The organism is Ruegeria atlantica (genome assembly GCF_013032505.1).
Lineage (GTDB): Bacteria > Pseudomonadota > Alphaproteobacteria > Rhodobacterales > Rhodobacteraceae > Ruegeria > Ruegeria atlantica_F.
The window spans coordinates 121,771-137,649 of record NZ_WQCG01000002.1; the positions used below are offsets into that span (position 1 = coordinate 121,771).

Sequence of the window (15,879 nt, forward strand, 5' to 3'; positions counted from 1 at the left end):
GCAAAATGCGGTTCAATTGCCAAATGTCAGGCGATACAAGACGGACCAGAGCAGAAATCCGGAGAGCCGCAATGAACGCCCCCAAACCCGTCGTCCTGTGTATTCTTGATGGTTGGGGCCTGTCCGAAGACACGCGGTCCAACGCACCATACCTCGCGAAAACGCCGACCTTTGATGCGATCATGACCAAAGGGCCGCATGCGAAACTAATCACGCACGGGCCGGACGCTGGCTTACCCAGCGGCCAGATGGGGAATTCCGAGGTCGGTCATACCAATATCGGCGCAGGCCGGGTCGTTGCGATGGATCTAGGGCAGATTGACCTTGCGATTGAGGATGGCAGTTTCTTTGAAAATGCCGCGTTGCAGGACTTCATCACCAAAGTGAAAGCTGCTGGCGGGACGGCACATCTGATGGGGCTGGTCTCAGATGGTGGCGTGCATGGCCATTTAAACCACATCGTCGCTGCGGCAAAGGCGATTACGGATGCGGGTGTTCCGGTGGCACTACACGCAATGACGGACGGGCGCGATGTCGCTCCTAAATCGGCATTTACCTACCTGTCAGAACTTGAAGATCGCTTGCCTGCAGGCGCGCGGATCGTCTCGGTTTGCGGGCGGTACTTCGCGATGGACCGGGACAATCGCTGGGAACGCGTAAGTGAGGCCTATGAGGCGATGGTCAAGGGGCAGGGCCGGCCCGCTGTCACCGCGCATGGTGCAGTGGATCATGCGTATAACCAGTCTGAAACAGACGAGTTCATCGTTCCCACTGTTCTCGAAGGCTACGAAGGCATCCAAGATGGTGACGGCTTTTTCTGCCTAAATTTCCGCGCTGATCGCGCCCGTGAAATCCTGCGTGCAATTGGCGAACCCGGCTTCTTGGACTTCGATACGGGTACGCGACCGCAGCTCTCAGCTCTGCTCGGGATGGTCGAGTATTCGGATGGCCACAATACCTATATGACAACCGTGTTTCCCAAACGGAAAATCGTGAACACTTTGGGTGAGTGGGTCGCCAAACAAGGACTTCGCCAGTTTCGTTTGGCCGAGACTGAAAAATACCCTCATGTCACCTTCTTCCTCAATGGTGGAAAGGAAAAGCCCGAGAAAGGTGAAGACCGGTTTATGCCAAAGTCGCCCAAGGTGGCGACGTATGACCTGCAACCCGAGATGTCTTCGGCCGAGGTGACGGCGAAGTTTGTCGAGGCTATTGAGGCAGGCTACGATCTGATCGTCACCAACTATGCCAACCCTGACATGGTTGGTCACACGGGCGATTTGCAGGCTGCCATCAAAGCCTGTGAGGCCGTTGATCAGGGGTTGTCGCAGGTCGTGGCGGCGTTGAACAAGGTCGGCGGTGCGATGATTGTCACAGCAGATCACGGCAATTGCGAAGTCATGGTTGACCCCGAAACCGGCGGACCACATACCGCGCATACGCTGAACCCGGTGCCTGTGGCGCTTGTTGGCGGGCCTAAGGGTGCATCGCTTCGCGATGGGCGCCTTTCCGATCTGGCCCCGACGCTGTTGGAGCTAATGCGCCTTGAGCAACCGCCCGAGATGACGGGGCACAGCCTGCTGTCATGAGAGTGCGCGCTTTTGTCCTTGCGATGTGCTTTGCGGCGTCTGCCAATGCGCAGAATGATCCAGCCACGGCGGCGTTGAATGCCGCCCGGATGCTAGAGCAGGCGTCGATTAACCTGACCGAGGCTGATGGGGCCCGAGACCGCGTACGGGCTCTGACCGAGACCATTCAGGCTTATGAGGCCGGGCTTTCGGCTATGCGTGACGGGTTGCGCATGGCGGCAACACGTGAGGCGCAGCTGACCGCAGAACTGCGGTCGCGGGAAAAGGAAGTGGCGCAGCTGCTGGGAGTCCTGCAAACCATCGAAACCACTGCACCGCCTGTTCTGATGTTGCACCCATCCGGTCCCCTTGGTTCTGCACGGGCGGGTATGATGCTGTCCGAGGTTACACCAGGTCTGAACGCGCGCGTCCAGGCGCTGACCCATGATCTGCAAGAGGTTCAGACGCTTCGAAAACTGCAGCAAAGCGCGGCAGAAACACTGGTCGAAGGGCTGACCGGCGTGCAAAACGCGCGCACCAGCCTTAGTGAGGCGATTGCCGACCGCACGGATTTACCGCGTCGCTTTGTCGAGGATCCTGTGCGAACTGCTATTCTGATCTCATCAACCGAAACACTTGACGGATTTGCCAGCGGGTTGTCCGAGATTTCCGAAGGCGAGATTTCCGAGACAAACGCAGATATCTCTGACCGCAAGGGACAGATTGCCTTGCCGACCCAAGGCGTTGTTTTGCACCGTACAGATGAAACCGATGCGGCGGGTGTTACGCGCCCCGGTGTAATCCTTGCCACCCGTCCAAGGGCAATTGTTACAACGCCAACCGCAGCAACGATCCGGTACCGCGGACCATTGTTAGAGCTTGGGAACGTGACGATCCTCGAGCCGCAACCAGGGTTGTTGTTCGTGTTTGCAGGCCTTCAAGAGGTCTACGGAGACATGGGCGAGGTGATCCCAGAAGGTACTCCAGTGGGTTTGATGCCCGGTGAATCGCCCGAAATCGGCGCAATTTTGTCAACAAGCGGTGATGGCACTGGAACTGACCGGTCAGAAACGCTCTATATAGAGGTAAGACAGAATAATAGCCCCGTGGACCCGGAATCATGGTTTCGGACCGACAAGGATGGATAAACGAGTATGAAGAAATTTCTGATGGCCGGTCTGGCCGGAACCGTGGCAGGTGTAATCGCAACCACACAAATTGCTGGTCCTTTGCTGGCGCAAGAGGCTGACCGGAAGGCCAGCGTGTACGAGCAATTGGATCTGTTCGGTGATATTTTTGAACGTATCCGCGCCCAGTATGTTGAAGACGTCGAGCCGGAAGAGCTGATCGAAGCGGCCATCGACGGCATGCTCACGTCGCTTGATCCGCATTCCAGCTATCTTTCGCCAGATGATGCTGAGCAGATGCGTGTGCAGACACGTGGCGAATTCGGTGGATTAGGCATCGAGGTCACGCAGGAAGAAGGCTATGTCAAAGTTGTCTCGCCGATCGACGATACCCCGGCCGACGAAGCGGGAATAGAGGCCGGTGACTTCATCACGCATGTCGATGGTGAAAGTATCCTTGGCCTGACATTGGACAAGGCCGTGGATCTGATGCGTGGTCCTGTTGGGTCGGAAATCGTGATCACGGTCGTCCGCGAGGGCGAGCAAGAGCCATTCGACATCACCATCATTCGCGACACCATCAAACTGACAGCCGTGCGCGCCCGAACCGAAGGCACCAGCGTTGTTCTGCGTGTCACCACTTTCAACGACCAGACTTTCCCGAACCTGCAGGAAGGCCTGAATGAACAGATCGAAGAAGCTGGTGGTCTGGACAAGGTCAATGGCTTTGTCCTTGACCTGCGGAACAATCCCGGCGGGCTGCTGACCCAAGCGATCAAAGTTTCGGATGCTTTCCTGAACGAAGGCGAGATCGTGTCCACCCGTGGACGCGACCCAAGCGACGGCGAGCGATTCAATGCAACAGCAGGTGATCTGGCCGAAGGTAAACCAATTGTTGTCCTTATTAATGGCGGATCCGCCTCTGCATCGGAAATCGTGGCCGGCGCGCTGCAAGACCACCGCCGTGCAATCGTTGTGGGCACCAAGAGCTTTGGCAAAGGGTCGGTCCAAACGGTCATGCCTTTGCGCGGCGACGGCGCGATGCGTCTGACGACCTCGCGCTATTACACGCCGTCGGGCAGGTCGATTCAGGCGCTTGGTGTCAGCCCTGACATCATCGTCGAACAGCCACGTCCTGCACCAGATGCCGAGGACGAAGAGGCAGATGCCCGCACACGATCCGAAGCAGATCTGCGCGGCAGCCTGAACAACGACAGCCTGAGTGAAGACGAAATCCGTCAAATCGAAGAAGACCGCGCCAAGGCCGAAGCCACGGCTGAACTGCGGGAAGAGGATTATCAGCTGGCCTACGCCATCGACATCCTCAAAGGTTTGTCGGCGTTTAATCCCAACGGACCGTCACAGTAAAATTAACAGGGCCGCCATTACTGGCGGCCCTTGTTGCAATGGCTGGGATCATCCCTCAACCTTGTGCAGTTTTTCTTCGTCAAGCATCATTGCCAGAACAATGCCGACCGAGACCGAGACGGCAGCGAATACAAAGGCCATGTTCATACCTGTGTCAAATGCGGCCGAGATAGCAGATTTGACCTTTTCGGCCTCTTCCGAACTGAGCTTTTTCATGACAGCGCGAGCGGTGTCGGTCGCAAGCGTTCCACCGTTGATCGCCTTTTGATCGGTTTCCGACATGTTGATCCCGTCCGCCGTCAACTGCTTGTTAAGGCTGGACAGGCTGATGACATACATAATTGCGGTCGCAATTGCGACGGACACAGCCCCATAAACCAGATGGGTCATAAAACTCAGCCCGCCGACCAATCCCGCGCGCTCGGGTTTGACGGCACAAACGGCTGCAGTGCCCGATGGCCCAACCGTCAGCGTCGCGCCCAGCCCGATCATCGCCATGCCGGGCAAGATCTGAAAATAACCCAGCTCGGCGGGCAGGACGACAATACTGAGCGCGCCTATAGTTGCGATCAGATACCCCCAAAACAACAGGCGCTTTGGCCCGAAATCATTGTAAAGAGTGCCAGATACAATCGAGCCAACGGCCAGCAGAAGTGTCAGCGGGGCAAGCCCTATCGCGGACTCGAAAACGGACCAACCAAGGACCTTCTGCATGTACTGAGGAAAATATAGCAGCCCGACAAATGCAGCTGATACGTTGAACATGTTCAGGCCCAGCGTGATCCGAAACTCTCGGTTTTGCATCATTTGCGGCAACAAGAGCGGCTCTTTCACGCGCTTTTCGACCTTTGGGAACAGGAAGAACAAGGCGGCGCTGACGAAGAACAGCATCAACAGTGGAACTGATGTCCAGCCCCAGTCCGCACCGATGTCCAGGCCATACAGCAGAAGCAGAACTGCAAATGAAAGAACGCCCATTCCAGCAAAATCTATGTGTTCGCCCTGTTTGTGTTGCGTTTCACGTTCCATCAGGATTAGGGCGGTGATCATCGAGATGGTGGAAAAAACCACATTGGCCAGGAAAAACAGCCGCCAATCACCAAAATTAACGGCCGCGCCGCTGATCAACGGGCCAAAGACATTGCCGGCGGTTACGCCAGCAAGGATCATCCCCATGATCATGGCGCGGTGTTCCGGGCGTGAGATTTTGGTCGCTCCAAAGGCAAGAGTGCAGGGCCAGACACAGCCTGCCCCTATCCCCTGCAACGCGCGGGCGGCGATCAGAAAGTCTAAGCTGGGTGAGACGAAGCACATGACCGATGAAAACAGGAAAATTGACAGCCCGATGATCATCATCTTGCGATGCCCGAACATGTCCCCCAACCGCCCCCCAGCGACCATGGTCATTGCAAAAAACAGGGCGTAAATGTTCAGAACCCACTGGGTGCTGGTAATGTCAGCGTCAAAACTGTTTTCGATGGCCGGGACAAGAATAAGAGCGCCGGTGAAATCGATACCGATTCCAAAACCTGTCACCATCAGGGCGATGACCTTGACGATACTGCTGCGGTCCATATGCGCACCCCGATTGTTCCGGCTGGTGTTTATGATGCACGGAATCCGCCTGAAAGATAGGGGAAGGCCCGGATACGATCCGGGGCTGGGTCAGTCTGAAGGCGCCTGAGATCTTCGGAAGGCCCGTTTCAGCATGTCTAGTTCTGCGCGCAGCAATGCAATTTCTGTCCGCAAGTCTTCTGCGGCTGGCACCCCCGCAATGATTGTGAATTCACCGATCTTCCTTGATGAGCCTGCATCCGCAATCACAAAGCAATGCACTCCGTCAGCAATCGCGGCGGTTGGTACCGGGACGCTCAGTTCCCATCCGCCATCAGTGGCAGAGACCTCTATGCCCTCGAGTGTCTGTCCCAGGTAACGGACTTCGACTTGCGGTTCGGAGTCTGCCTGCAGATACCCGCGCCAGATGCCGTTTTCAAACAGGGTGGGGGTTAGGGTTGGTTGTGTCATGGCCATTGCCCTCACAAGTCGGCGCGGTGGTGGCGGCAAAGAGTCAGGTCCCGCAGGACGATGCGGTTCATTGCCGGGTTGGTCAGAACCAGATCCAGCCATATCTTGTCTATGCGCCGTTCGTTCAACGGCAGGTTGGCAAGATCAAAGTCTAAAACGTTCGAGTTTGCCGTCAAATCCAGAGACCGCGGAACAGAATCGGTGTTTGGACCGTGCTGAATGTTCAATCGCGCAGTCACTTCCAGCGGGCGCTCCGTTTCGATCTGTGCATCGACCCGCATCAGGTGCTGTCGCGTCAGGCCTTGCACAGCCTCAGGCGGCAAATCGAGTGACATAGAAAGAAATGAACCGGAAAATCCGAAAACTTCGATGCCAAGGCCAAAAGCGGCCAGATCCTTTTCGTCGGTGTTTCGCGTCTGCCGTACGCTGATCTCGGACAGGGCGCAGTCATGGAAGATCTTTACCTGTTGATCCAACTCAACCTTGCGCGGGATCGAGGCGACACCGGGCTGAGGCAGGGGGCCCCGCCACAAGTCAGGTCGCCAGCACCAGTCCGTACCCAAAGGTTTGGGAAACTGTTTTGATCCGATCAGGGGCAACGTCAGCCGCTCGTTTGCTTCACGTAACAAACGATCCAACTGCGTCCTCAGTTTGCGCGCCTCATCGCGCTGTTGTCGCAATTGGGGGTTCGTGGCCCCGGCCGCGTCTTGCACGGCGCGTTGCCAACGCGCAATCGTTTTGCGGTGTAGATATCGCTCCAGCAGTTTGCCCATGGTCCCATCGTCTGAACTTGACCTTCTTTAGTCAAAGACAGCGGCGAGGATAAGGCCGAATTCGCAAAATCCGGTTAAAACTATCCGGCACCTGACGTGGTTGTGACTGGGCGGGTTCACCAGTGTCTGTTAAGGCCGCCATCGCCGTTCTTGCAATCATCCGGGACTGTGCTTACCGTCCGGCACCTGATTGCTTTGGATCATCCGAAAAACAGCGTATTAACTTCTTTGGGGCAAGGCCGGGGCATGGAACCCACTTTATTTTCATTCATCTGGAAATACTCGAAAAAGCAACAGCTTGTGCTGTTGTGTCTGACGGTATTGTCATTTCCGTTTCTGTATGCCTCGCTCGAGTTGCCAAAACAGATCATCAACGACGCAATTGGTGCGCCTAGCGATAGCGTTGTGCTGCTGGGTATCACCTTCACGCAGGTCCAATATCTGCTGGTCCTCTGTTTTGCCTTCTTGGCCACTGTAATCGCCAGCGGCTTGATGAAGATGCGTATCAATACGATGAAAGGCGTTTTGGCTGAGCGTATGCTGCGCCGCCTGCGTTTTACTTTGATTCATCGCGCCATGCGATTCCCGAAATCGTATTTCGCCACGACCAGCCAGGGGGAACTTGTTTCAATGATCACCTCCGAAGCCGAACCGATGGGCGGTCTGATGGGTGATGCGATTGCTCAACCGGTGTTTCAGTTCGGTCAGATGATGACCATTGTCACCTTTCTGTTCATGCAAAGCGTTTGGTTCGGCCTGGCCAGTATTGCCCTGATTCCGTTGCAAGCATGGCTGATCCCAAAACTGCAGCGCCAGATCAACCTTTTGAACAAAGAGCGTATCCAGGAGGTTCGCCACCTCAGTTCGGAAATCGGGGAAAGCGCTGCGGGTATCAGCGATCTGCGCACCAATGGTGGTTGGCGTTATCGCTTGGCGCAGTTCAGTCACCGGTTAGGGACCTTGTTTGAGATCCGTTTCAAGATCTACAACAAGAAGTTCTTTATGAAGTTCCTCAACAATCTGATCACGCAGATGACGCCGTTCCTGTTCTATTCGGTTGGCGGCTATCTGGCGATCACCGGTGAGGTGACAGTTGGCGCGCTTGTCGCCGCTCTGGGGGCATACAAGGATCTCAGTGGCCCATGGAAAGACTTGCTGACTTACTACAATCAGGTTCAGGATATGTCTTTGCGGTGGGAAATCGTGACTGAGCGGTTTGCTCCGGACAACATGATCCCCGAAGAGCTGTTTGTGGGTGAGCCTGAGACCATTCCGCATCTCACAGGCGATATCGACCTGCGAAACATAACAGTACGGGATGATGACGGGAAAACCATCCTTGAAGACATCGACCTTACAATCCCCAAGGGTGCCCGTGTTGCCATTCAGTCATCAAGCGCGGCTGAGCGCAGCGCGTTGGCGCAGCTGTTGACTCGAGAACTTTTGCCGGTTCAGGGCAGCGTCACAATTGCGGGCCATGATCTGCAAAAACTGCATCAGACCGTGATAGCGGCGCGAATTGGCTATGCCTATTCCCGGCCCTATCTGTTCGACGGCACCTTGGGCGACAACCTTTTGATGCCACTGCGGACCCATCCGCAACACGAAGCAGATTCGAAGAAAGCTCCAAGCCGGTGGCAGATCGAAGCGGTGCGGGCCGGTAACCCTCCGGATTCCCTATTGGATGAGTGGATTGATCCGGGTCTGGCCGGGTTGGAAGACATCGAGGATATCCGCAACTGGTGGTTCCAACTGGTCGAGGCGATGGGCATTGACGAGTTCATGTTCCGCCGGACTTTGCGTACACAGTTCGATCCGGAACAGCATTCTGCGCTGGCGCGCGATATCGTCAACCTGCGCGATTCAGTCGCGCAGCGGTTAGAAGAAAAAGATCTGGCACGGTATGTTTACAGGTTCGATCCGGACCACTTCAACCCGGCCGTTCCACTAGGGGGAAATTTGCTGTTTGCCGCTCCGTCGCGCGATATCTCACCGGACATTCTGGCGGGTGATGATCGGTTCATGTGGATGTTGCGCCATCACGATCTGGACGATGATGCAATGAGCATTGCAAGCGCGGTGCTTGAGACACTGAATCTGACCTTCGGACGGGACGGGGCAGATCACCCGCTGTTCCTGCGTCTGGGCATGGCCAAGGACATGTTCCACCGTCTGCTTGATATCGAGGAGCGGCGCAAAGCCAAAGGGGATACGGCGATCAGCGATGGCGAGCGGGCCTTATTGTTGACTGTTCCGTTCCTGCTGACGGCAGAACAAATCGGACCTGATTTCCCCGATGAATATAAAGACAAGATTTTGGCCATTCGAAAGGGGCAGGCGGAACAATTGCGTACTTCGATGAACGGGATGTTTATCCCGGTCACGCCCGATACATATATCGAGCGCATGACTGTTATGGAAAATGCGCTGTTCGGGCGAGTTTCCCTGATGGCCGGGGCGCATAGGGATGAAATCGAAGACGTTGTCGCTGAGGCCATGAATGAAGCTGGCTTGCGCCGCCGGGCTGCGGCCATCATTTATGACCTGCCGTCGGGATTGGGCGGGAATAATCTACCGACGGTGTTTCAGGAACGCGCCGCGTTCTCGCGCGCGGGTATCAAGCGCCCCGATGTTCTGATTTTGGACAAAGCTCTGGCCAGCCATGATTCCGAGAGCCGGCTGAGAACCCGGTTGAAACTGCGAGAATTGCTGCCGGATTCCATCATGGTCTTCATGGAAGACCACTTTGCCCACCCCGAAGCCTACGATCTGTTCGTGGAAATCAAGGACGGCCGAATTGACGGCGTCTCGCGGACCCGCCCAGAAGAAGAGGCCAGCACAACGGACGACCTAAGCCGTAAGCTAAAGATCATCTCATCGACCGAGCTGTTTTCCGGTATCGACGGTCGAAATCAACGCCTGCTGGCGTTTTCGGCGCAATGGTATGATGCTGCGGCTGGGCAGATCATCTTTTCCGAGGGACAGGCGCCAGATGCCGCTTACCTCTGTATATCGGGCGAAGCAGACCTGATCTGGAACGAAGGAAATGGAACTGCGCGCACGATATCAGTCATCGAGCCGGGGCGCCTTATCGGAGACTTGTCGATTATAACTGGTGAAATCCGACAGTTTGATCTGGTCGCGGTCCAGAATTGTTCTTTCCTGCGCATTGGGGCCGAGGAATTGCGTGCAGTTATCGAAAGTGACGCAGGCGTAGCAATGCAACTGTTGCAAACGGTTGCTGGCTACCTGACCACGATTTCCCAAAGGTTGAACGCCGCTAATGCAACATCTTTAATCTTCGAAGATGACGAACCGGCTAGAGAAACGGCAGACGATGTCTGACATCCGTCATGGCAGATACGCAGCGCATGAGAGACTGGTTGCGCCTTCGCGCGCTCAGCCCGAGCTTTGGCGGTTGCTGGTCGGGTTAATCATTGTTGGTGCGGTTGGCATTCTGCTGAACTTTTTTCTCTTTGGATTGGTTGCGGGTCTCGGCTCTGTTGAATGGGCCCAAAACCTGCTGACCGGTGCATCCCCGGTTGCGCTATTGGTGCTCTTGGCCAGCTTTGGGTTCATCACGTTGGGCGTTTCCATCGCCGCAAAACGGTTGCAGCATCGATCACTAGGCTCGATCTGTGGCCCGTGGCGCGAATGCATTGGGCAATTCTGGCGTGTTTTTAGGGCGTTGCTAATTGTTGGGGTCGTCGTGGCCGTTCTGCCGCCGTACGACATGGGCGCAACGCTGACTCAGAATATGGCGTTTTCTACTTGGCTGTTGTTTTTGCCCTTGTCTCTATTCGCGGTGCTGATTCAGACCAGCGCCGAAGAGGTGCTGTTTCGCGGATATATACAACAAAGCCTCGCTGCGCGTTTCCGGTCCCCCATTGTTTGGTTGGGCATTCCGTCAGTTTTGTTCGCGATAGGTCACTATGCCCCCGGCGCGGCTGGGGACAACGCGCTTTTGGTTGCTGTCTGGTCAGCGATGTTCGGGCTGATTGCAGCGGATCTGACCGCTCGGTCAGGGACGTTGGGGCCTGCTATTGCCTTGCATTTGTTTAATAATATGGTCGCGCTGCTGTTTATTTCTTTGCCGGATGGTCTGAGTGGTTTAGCGCTGTATCTGCTTCCTTACGATATGTCGGATACGGGGGCGCTGCGGCAATGGCTATATGTGGATTTCGCCGTAATGATTGTCAGTTGGCTTACGGCGCGGATTGCGCTCAGGCGTTGATTGCATTTCTTTCCGTAGCGTCTTATTTGACGTCAACGCCGCACAAGCCAAGGTTCCGACATGAACTGGATCACAAACTACGTCCGCCCCCGGATCAATTCGATCTTCTCGCGCCGAGAAGTGCCTGAAAATCTTTGGCACAAGTGCGATGAATGTGGAACGATGCTGTTTCACCGTGAGTTGGCAGAAAACCAGAACGTCTGCACCCAATGCGGTCATCACATGGCGATAACCCCGCGTGAACGTTTTGGTCACCTGTTCGATGGTGGGATCTTTACCGAGGTCGAGGTACCTGCGCCCAAGGACGATCCGCTGCAATTCCGCGATCAAAAGAAGTACCCGGACCGGATGAAAGCCGCCCAAAAGAAGACGGGCGAGAAAGAGGCGATGCTGGTCGCTTTAGGCGAAATTGGCCGAACCCCAATCGTCGCGGCTGCTCAGGACTTTTCGTTCATGGGTGGGTCCATGGGCATGTATGTCGGCAACGCGATCATTGCTGCGGCGCAAGAGGCGGTAAAACTGAAGCGCCCTCTGGTCCTGTTTTCCGCCGCTGGTGGCGCCCGGATGCAGGAGGGTATCCTGAGCCTGATGCAGATGCCGCGCACGACCGTGGCGGTAGAGATGTTGAAAGAGGCAAACCTGCCCTATATCGTCGTGCTGACGCACCCGACAACGGGGGGCGTGACCGCCTCATACGCGATGTTGGGTGACGTCCATATCTCAGAACCAAATGCGCTGATCTGTTTTGCCGGTCCACGTGTGATCGAACAAACGATTAGGGAAAAGCTGCCCGAAGGGTTTCAGCGTGCTGAATACCTTCTGGATCACGGTATGCTGGACCGCGTAACCAAGCGGACCGAAATGCGTGATGAACTGATAACAATCACGCGTATGCTGATGAACCAGCCTCCGGCGGTCAAAGGCGATCTGCCTGCACCAGAGCCCGAAGATGCCAAGGCGGATACTCCGGCTGAAGACACGGAAGACAAATGACCTCTCAGACATCGGACGTCATCCTGGAAAGGATGATGGCGCTGCATCCCAAGATCATTGACCTGACCTTGGATCGCGTCTGGCGTTTGCTGGCCGCGTTGGACAATCCGCAGGTCAAACTGCCGCCGGTGATCCATATTGCGGGTACGAACGGTAAGGGCTCGACCCAGGCTATGATCCGCGCGGGTCTGGAAGGGGCAGGGTTGTCGGCCCATGCCTATACATCGCCCCATCTGGCGCGGTTTCACGAACGTATTCGTCTGGCAGGTAATCTGATTTCCGAACCGGATCTGACGGCGGTTTTGGATGAATGCTACGCTGCCAACGGTGGCGAAAACATCACGTATTTCGAGATCACGACCTGCGCGGCGTTGCTGGCCTTTGCCCGGGCCAAAGCGGATTACACTTTGCTTGAAGTCGGGTTGGGCGGACGACTGGATGCAACCAATGTCATTCATGAACCGGCGGTCACTGTCATCACGCCGGTTTCGATCGACCACGAGCAGTTCCTGGGGGATACCTTAGGAAAGATTGCGGCGGAAAAGGCTGGTATTATTAAGCCCGGTGTTCCTTGTATTGTAGGTCCGCAACAGGACGAGGCGCTCGAGGTCATCGAATACACGGCTGCGCGTTTAGGTGCGCCTTTGTTGGTGCATGGCCAACACTGGCACGTCACCGAAGAGAACGGGCGGCTTGTCTATCAGGACGAAACCGGCCTTCGCGATCTGCCGCTTCCAAATCTGTTGGGTGCACACCAGATCCAAAACGCCGGGGCCGCGCTTGCGGTCTTGCGTCATCTGGATATTGGTGACGACGCCTACGAGGCAGCGGTGACCAGAGCTGAATGGCCCGCCCGGATGCAACGATTGAAATCCGGTCCGTTGGTCGAGCAGGCCCCCGAGGCAGAGCTTTGGCTTGATGGTGGTCACAATGCGGCAGCCGGGCTGGCCTTGGCCGATCTCTTGGCGAAACTGCCTGAGCGTCCAACCCATATGATCTGCGGGATGCTGAACACTAAGGACGTCACCGGTTATCTGGCTCCGCTCTCGGCACAGGCGCAAAGCCTGACGGCCGTTTCAATCCCGGGTGAGGCAAATACGCTTAGCGCCGAAGACACCGCTGAAGCCGCCGCTCAGGTTGGGCTCGCAGCATCCACGGCTCCCACTGTGGCCGAGGCACTGTTGACCATCTCCAAAAAAGATCCTCAGGCGCGGGTGCTGATCTGCGGATCACTCTACCTGGCTGGTAATATTTTGCGCGAAAACGGCTGACAAAAGAGCACCCGCTCAGCTTCACCTGGCCAAAATTATCCCGAGGGATTCGCGCAAAGTGCGAAGGGGGCAGAGCCATCTACTGCCCCCAGCTTTGATCCTGCATCTCTCGAAGGCGCGATGCAGTACGTTCAAACTCGAACGTGCCTTCGCCTTCTACGTAGAGCATCTCGGGTTCGGCCGCAGCTGAGCATATCAAGCGAACCTTTCCCTCATACAACGCGTCGATCAGTGTGACGAACCGCTTAGCTTCGTTGAAGTTGTTGCGAGACAGGCGCGGAATATTTTCGAGCACCAGCACTTTGACTTCGTCCGCGATGGCAAGATAATCCGCCGGGCCCAGCATCCGACCGCACAGGTCGTAAAAACTGGCACGGGCAACGCCATTGCGAAAGGCGGGCAGTTCTACCGCGCGACCATTGACCTGTAGGATCAGCGGGTCTGCCGGGCCGCCTGTCAAATCATTCCAAACGCTGCGAATACTCTCACGTGCTTCGGGACCAATTGGGGTAAAATAGACAGGCGCACCTTCCAGCCGGTTTTGACGGTAATCTGTAGGTGAGATCAGCTCCCAAACTTCAAGCTGTTCCTTGATATGTGCGATGAACGGCAGAAAGAGCTGACGGTTTAACCCGTCTTTGTACAACTCATCAGGGTGTCGGTTCGATGTCGTCACAACCACGACGCCGCCTTCATGTAGCAAATCAAACAATCGGCCAACAATCATGGCATCCGTGATATCTGTGATCTGCATTTCGTCAAACGCCAGCACGCGCACCGACTTGACAACCGAGGCGGCGACAGGGGCCAGTGCGTCCTCGACGCCGTCCTTGCGGGCCTTGTGCATGCCAGCGTGGATTTCTTGCATAAAGGCGTGAAAATGCACGCGACGGGCTGGGATGTCTGACAAAGAGTCGACGAACATATCCATCAGCATTGATTTCCCGCGTCCGACGCCTCCCCACAGGTACAGACCTTTGGGCGGCGGCGGAGCTTTTCGAAAAAATCCGCGTTTTACAGGTTCCGCCAAAGCGGCCCGGATGCGTTCAAAATTGGGAAGAACAGCCTCTTGCGCATCGTCTCTGGTCAGGATGCCTTCGGCCACCTGCGTGTCATAAAGCGAAATCAAACCGGTCATGTTTCGAGGCATAGCGCCCGGCTTGCCTGTTGAAAAGCTGCCTTTTTACAGACGTATCAATTTTGCTTATCCGGCACAGCAAAACTCCTGAATTGACGCGTACGCCAAACGCGTTAACGTCCTCCTCCTGAATACCTGAGGACCCAATGCCCCAAGACACGCGCTTGCTGAACCCGATCCTGATCGTCGGGTGTATCATCATCACCGTAAGTTTTGCTGTGCGCGCGTCGTTCGGCGTGTTTCAGATACCCATTGCGGATGAATTTGGTTGGTTGCGCACGGATTTTTCGATGGCAATCGCAATTCAAAATCTGGCTTGGGGCATCGGACAGCCGATTTTCGGAGCCATCTCGGAAAAAGTCGGTGACAGGCGTGCGATTATCCTTGGTGCGCTGACTTATGCGGCAGGCATGGTTCTGTCGGCTTGGTCGGTCACTCCGTTCGAACATCAAATGTACGCCTGGCTTGTGGGCTTCGGTATCGCCGGCACCGGGTTTGGCGTGGTGCTTGCCGTGGTTGGGCGGGCCTCGTCGGACGAAAATCGCTCGATGTCGCTTGCAATCGTCACCGCTGCGGGCAGTTTTGGCCAAGTCTTAGGGGCACCCACGGCCGAATGGATGCTGAGCTTTATGCCCTGGCAGCAAGTATTCATCGTCTTTGCAATAGCGATCTTGGCGCTGGTACTGACGCTACCGTTCATGCGCGCCCCGCAGGCTGCTAGCAAGGCAGAGATCGAAGAGAGCATGGGTCAGATCCTGACCAAAGCGATCCGAGACCCGTCCTACACGCTGATTTTTTTAGGCTTTTTCAGCTGCGGCTATCAACTTGGCTTCATTACCGCACACTTCCCCGCTTTTGTGACCGAGATGTGCGGACCCATTCAACCCGGCGGCGTTCTGCATTCAATCGGCATCACAACCACATCAGCACTAGGGGCTGTTTCAATTTCACTAATTGGTCTGGCCAATATTGCAGGCACTCTGTTGGCGGGTTGGGCCGGGAATCACTTTCCCAAAAAATTCCTTCTGGCAGGAGTCTACACTGCGCGAACACTCGCCGCGGCGGCCTTCATTGTGTTCCCAATCACACCGCTGTCGGTCATCGTGTTTTCACTGGTCATGGGTTCGCTTTGGCTTGCCACAGTTCCGCTTACTTCGGGGTTAGTCGCGCATCTCTATGGACTGCGCTACATGGGCACGCTGTATGGGATCATCTTTTTCAGCCATCAGGTCGGCAGTTTTCTGGGGGTCTGGTTGGGCGGCCGGATGTACGACCAGTACGGCGACTACACCATGGTCTGGTGGATCGGCGTTGCGATTGGCGCGTTCAGCGCCATCGTCCACCTGCCCATTCGCGAAAACCGATCATTGGCCACCGCCTGA

The 15,879-nt window shown here is 55.9% G+C and carries 12 protein-coding genes; 8 read left to right on the forward strand and 4 right to left on the reverse strand.

What is annotated here, in order from left to right:
• Positions 1-71: 71 nt before the first annotated feature.
• Genes gpmI through GOW92_RS07845 form a run of 3 tightly spaced genes read left to right on the forward strand, consistent with a single transcriptional unit; the run spans position 72 to position 4,063 of the window.
• Entirely contained in the window at positions 72-1,589 is a 1,518-nt protein-coding gene (gene gpmI / locus GOW92_RS07835; protein WP_170559584.1) for a 2,3-bisphosphoglycerate-independent phosphoglycerate mutase, read from the forward strand.
• Entirely contained in the window at positions 1,586-2,716 is a 1,131-nt protein-coding gene (locus GOW92_RS07840) for a murein hydrolase activator EnvC family protein (RefSeq protein WP_170559586.1), read from the forward strand. Before gpmI ends, GOW92_RS07840 begins: the two co-directional genes overlap by 4 nt.
• A gap of 6 nt (positions 2,717-2,722) precedes the next feature.
• A complete protein-coding gene (locus GOW92_RS07845) occupies positions 2,723-4,063 on the forward strand; it encodes a S41 family peptidase (protein WP_170559588.1) in 1,341 nt (446 codons plus the stop codon).
• A gap of 48 nt (positions 4,064-4,111) precedes the next feature.
• On the opposite strand, the gene GOW92_RS07850 is transcribed toward GOW92_RS07845, so the two are convergent.
• The 3 genes from GOW92_RS07850 to GOW92_RS07860 form a co-directional block, all read right to left on the reverse strand.
• Positions 4,112-5,638: an MFS transporter gene (locus GOW92_RS07850; protein ID WP_170559590.1), complete on the reverse strand. Its 1,527-nt coding sequence runs from the start codon at positions 5,636-5,638 to the stop codon at positions 4,112-4,114.
• A 90-nt stretch (positions 5,639-5,728) separates the two neighbouring features.
• Positions 5,729-6,088, reverse strand: a complete 360-nt coding sequence (locus GOW92_RS07855; protein WP_170559592.1) for a hypothetical protein — start codon at positions 6,086-6,088, stop codon at positions 5,729-5,731.
• An 11-nt stretch (positions 6,089-6,099) separates the two neighbouring features.
• Entirely contained in the window at positions 6,100-6,861 is a 762-nt protein-coding gene (locus GOW92_RS07860) for a DUF6478 family protein (RefSeq protein ID WP_170559594.1), read from the reverse strand.
• A 246-nt stretch (positions 6,862-7,107) separates the two neighbouring features.
• Here GOW92_RS07860 and GOW92_RS07865 point away from each other — a divergent pair, with 246 nt between their 5' ends.
• Genes GOW92_RS07865 through GOW92_RS07880 form a run of 4 tightly spaced genes read left to right on the forward strand, consistent with a single transcriptional unit; the run spans position 7,108 to position 13,359 of the window.
• The gene (locus tag GOW92_RS07865) at positions 7,108-10,206 is read left to right on the forward strand and encodes an ABC transporter transmembrane domain-containing protein (protein WP_170559596.1); all 3,099 of its coding nucleotides are present in this window, start codon (positions 7,108-7,110) and stop codon (positions 10,204-10,206) included.
• Positions 10,199-11,095, forward strand: a complete 897-nt coding sequence (locus GOW92_RS07870) for a CPBP family intramembrane glutamic endopeptidase (protein ID WP_170559598.1) — start codon at positions 10,199-10,201, stop codon at positions 11,093-11,095. Before GOW92_RS07865 ends, GOW92_RS07870 begins: the two co-directional genes overlap by 8 nt.
• Positions 11,096-11,155: 60 nt before the next feature.
• Positions 11,156-12,088, forward strand: a complete 933-nt coding sequence (gene accD / locus GOW92_RS07875; RefSeq protein WP_170559600.1) for an acetyl-CoA carboxylase, carboxyltransferase subunit beta — start codon at positions 11,156-11,158, stop codon at positions 12,086-12,088.
• The gene (locus tag GOW92_RS07880; protein WP_170559602.1) at positions 12,085-13,359 is read left to right on the forward strand and encodes a bifunctional folylpolyglutamate synthase/dihydrofolate synthase; all 1,275 of its coding nucleotides are present in this window, start codon (positions 12,085-12,087) and stop codon (positions 13,357-13,359) included. The genes accD and GOW92_RS07880 overlap by 4 nt, the downstream gene beginning before the upstream one ends.
• Before the next feature lie 79 nt (positions 13,360-13,438).
• Here the strand turns inward: GOW92_RS07880 and zapE are convergent, their stop codons facing one another.
• Positions 13,439-14,497, reverse strand: a complete 1,059-nt coding sequence (gene zapE, locus GOW92_RS07885; protein ID WP_170559604.1) for a cell division protein ZapE — start codon at positions 14,495-14,497, stop codon at positions 13,439-13,441.
• A gap of 146 nt (positions 14,498-14,643) precedes the next feature.
• Here zapE and GOW92_RS07890 point away from each other — a divergent pair, with 146 nt between their 5' ends.
• Positions 14,644-15,879, forward strand: a complete 1,236-nt coding sequence (locus tag GOW92_RS07890) for an MFS transporter (protein WP_170559606.1) — start codon at positions 14,644-14,646, stop codon at positions 15,877-15,879.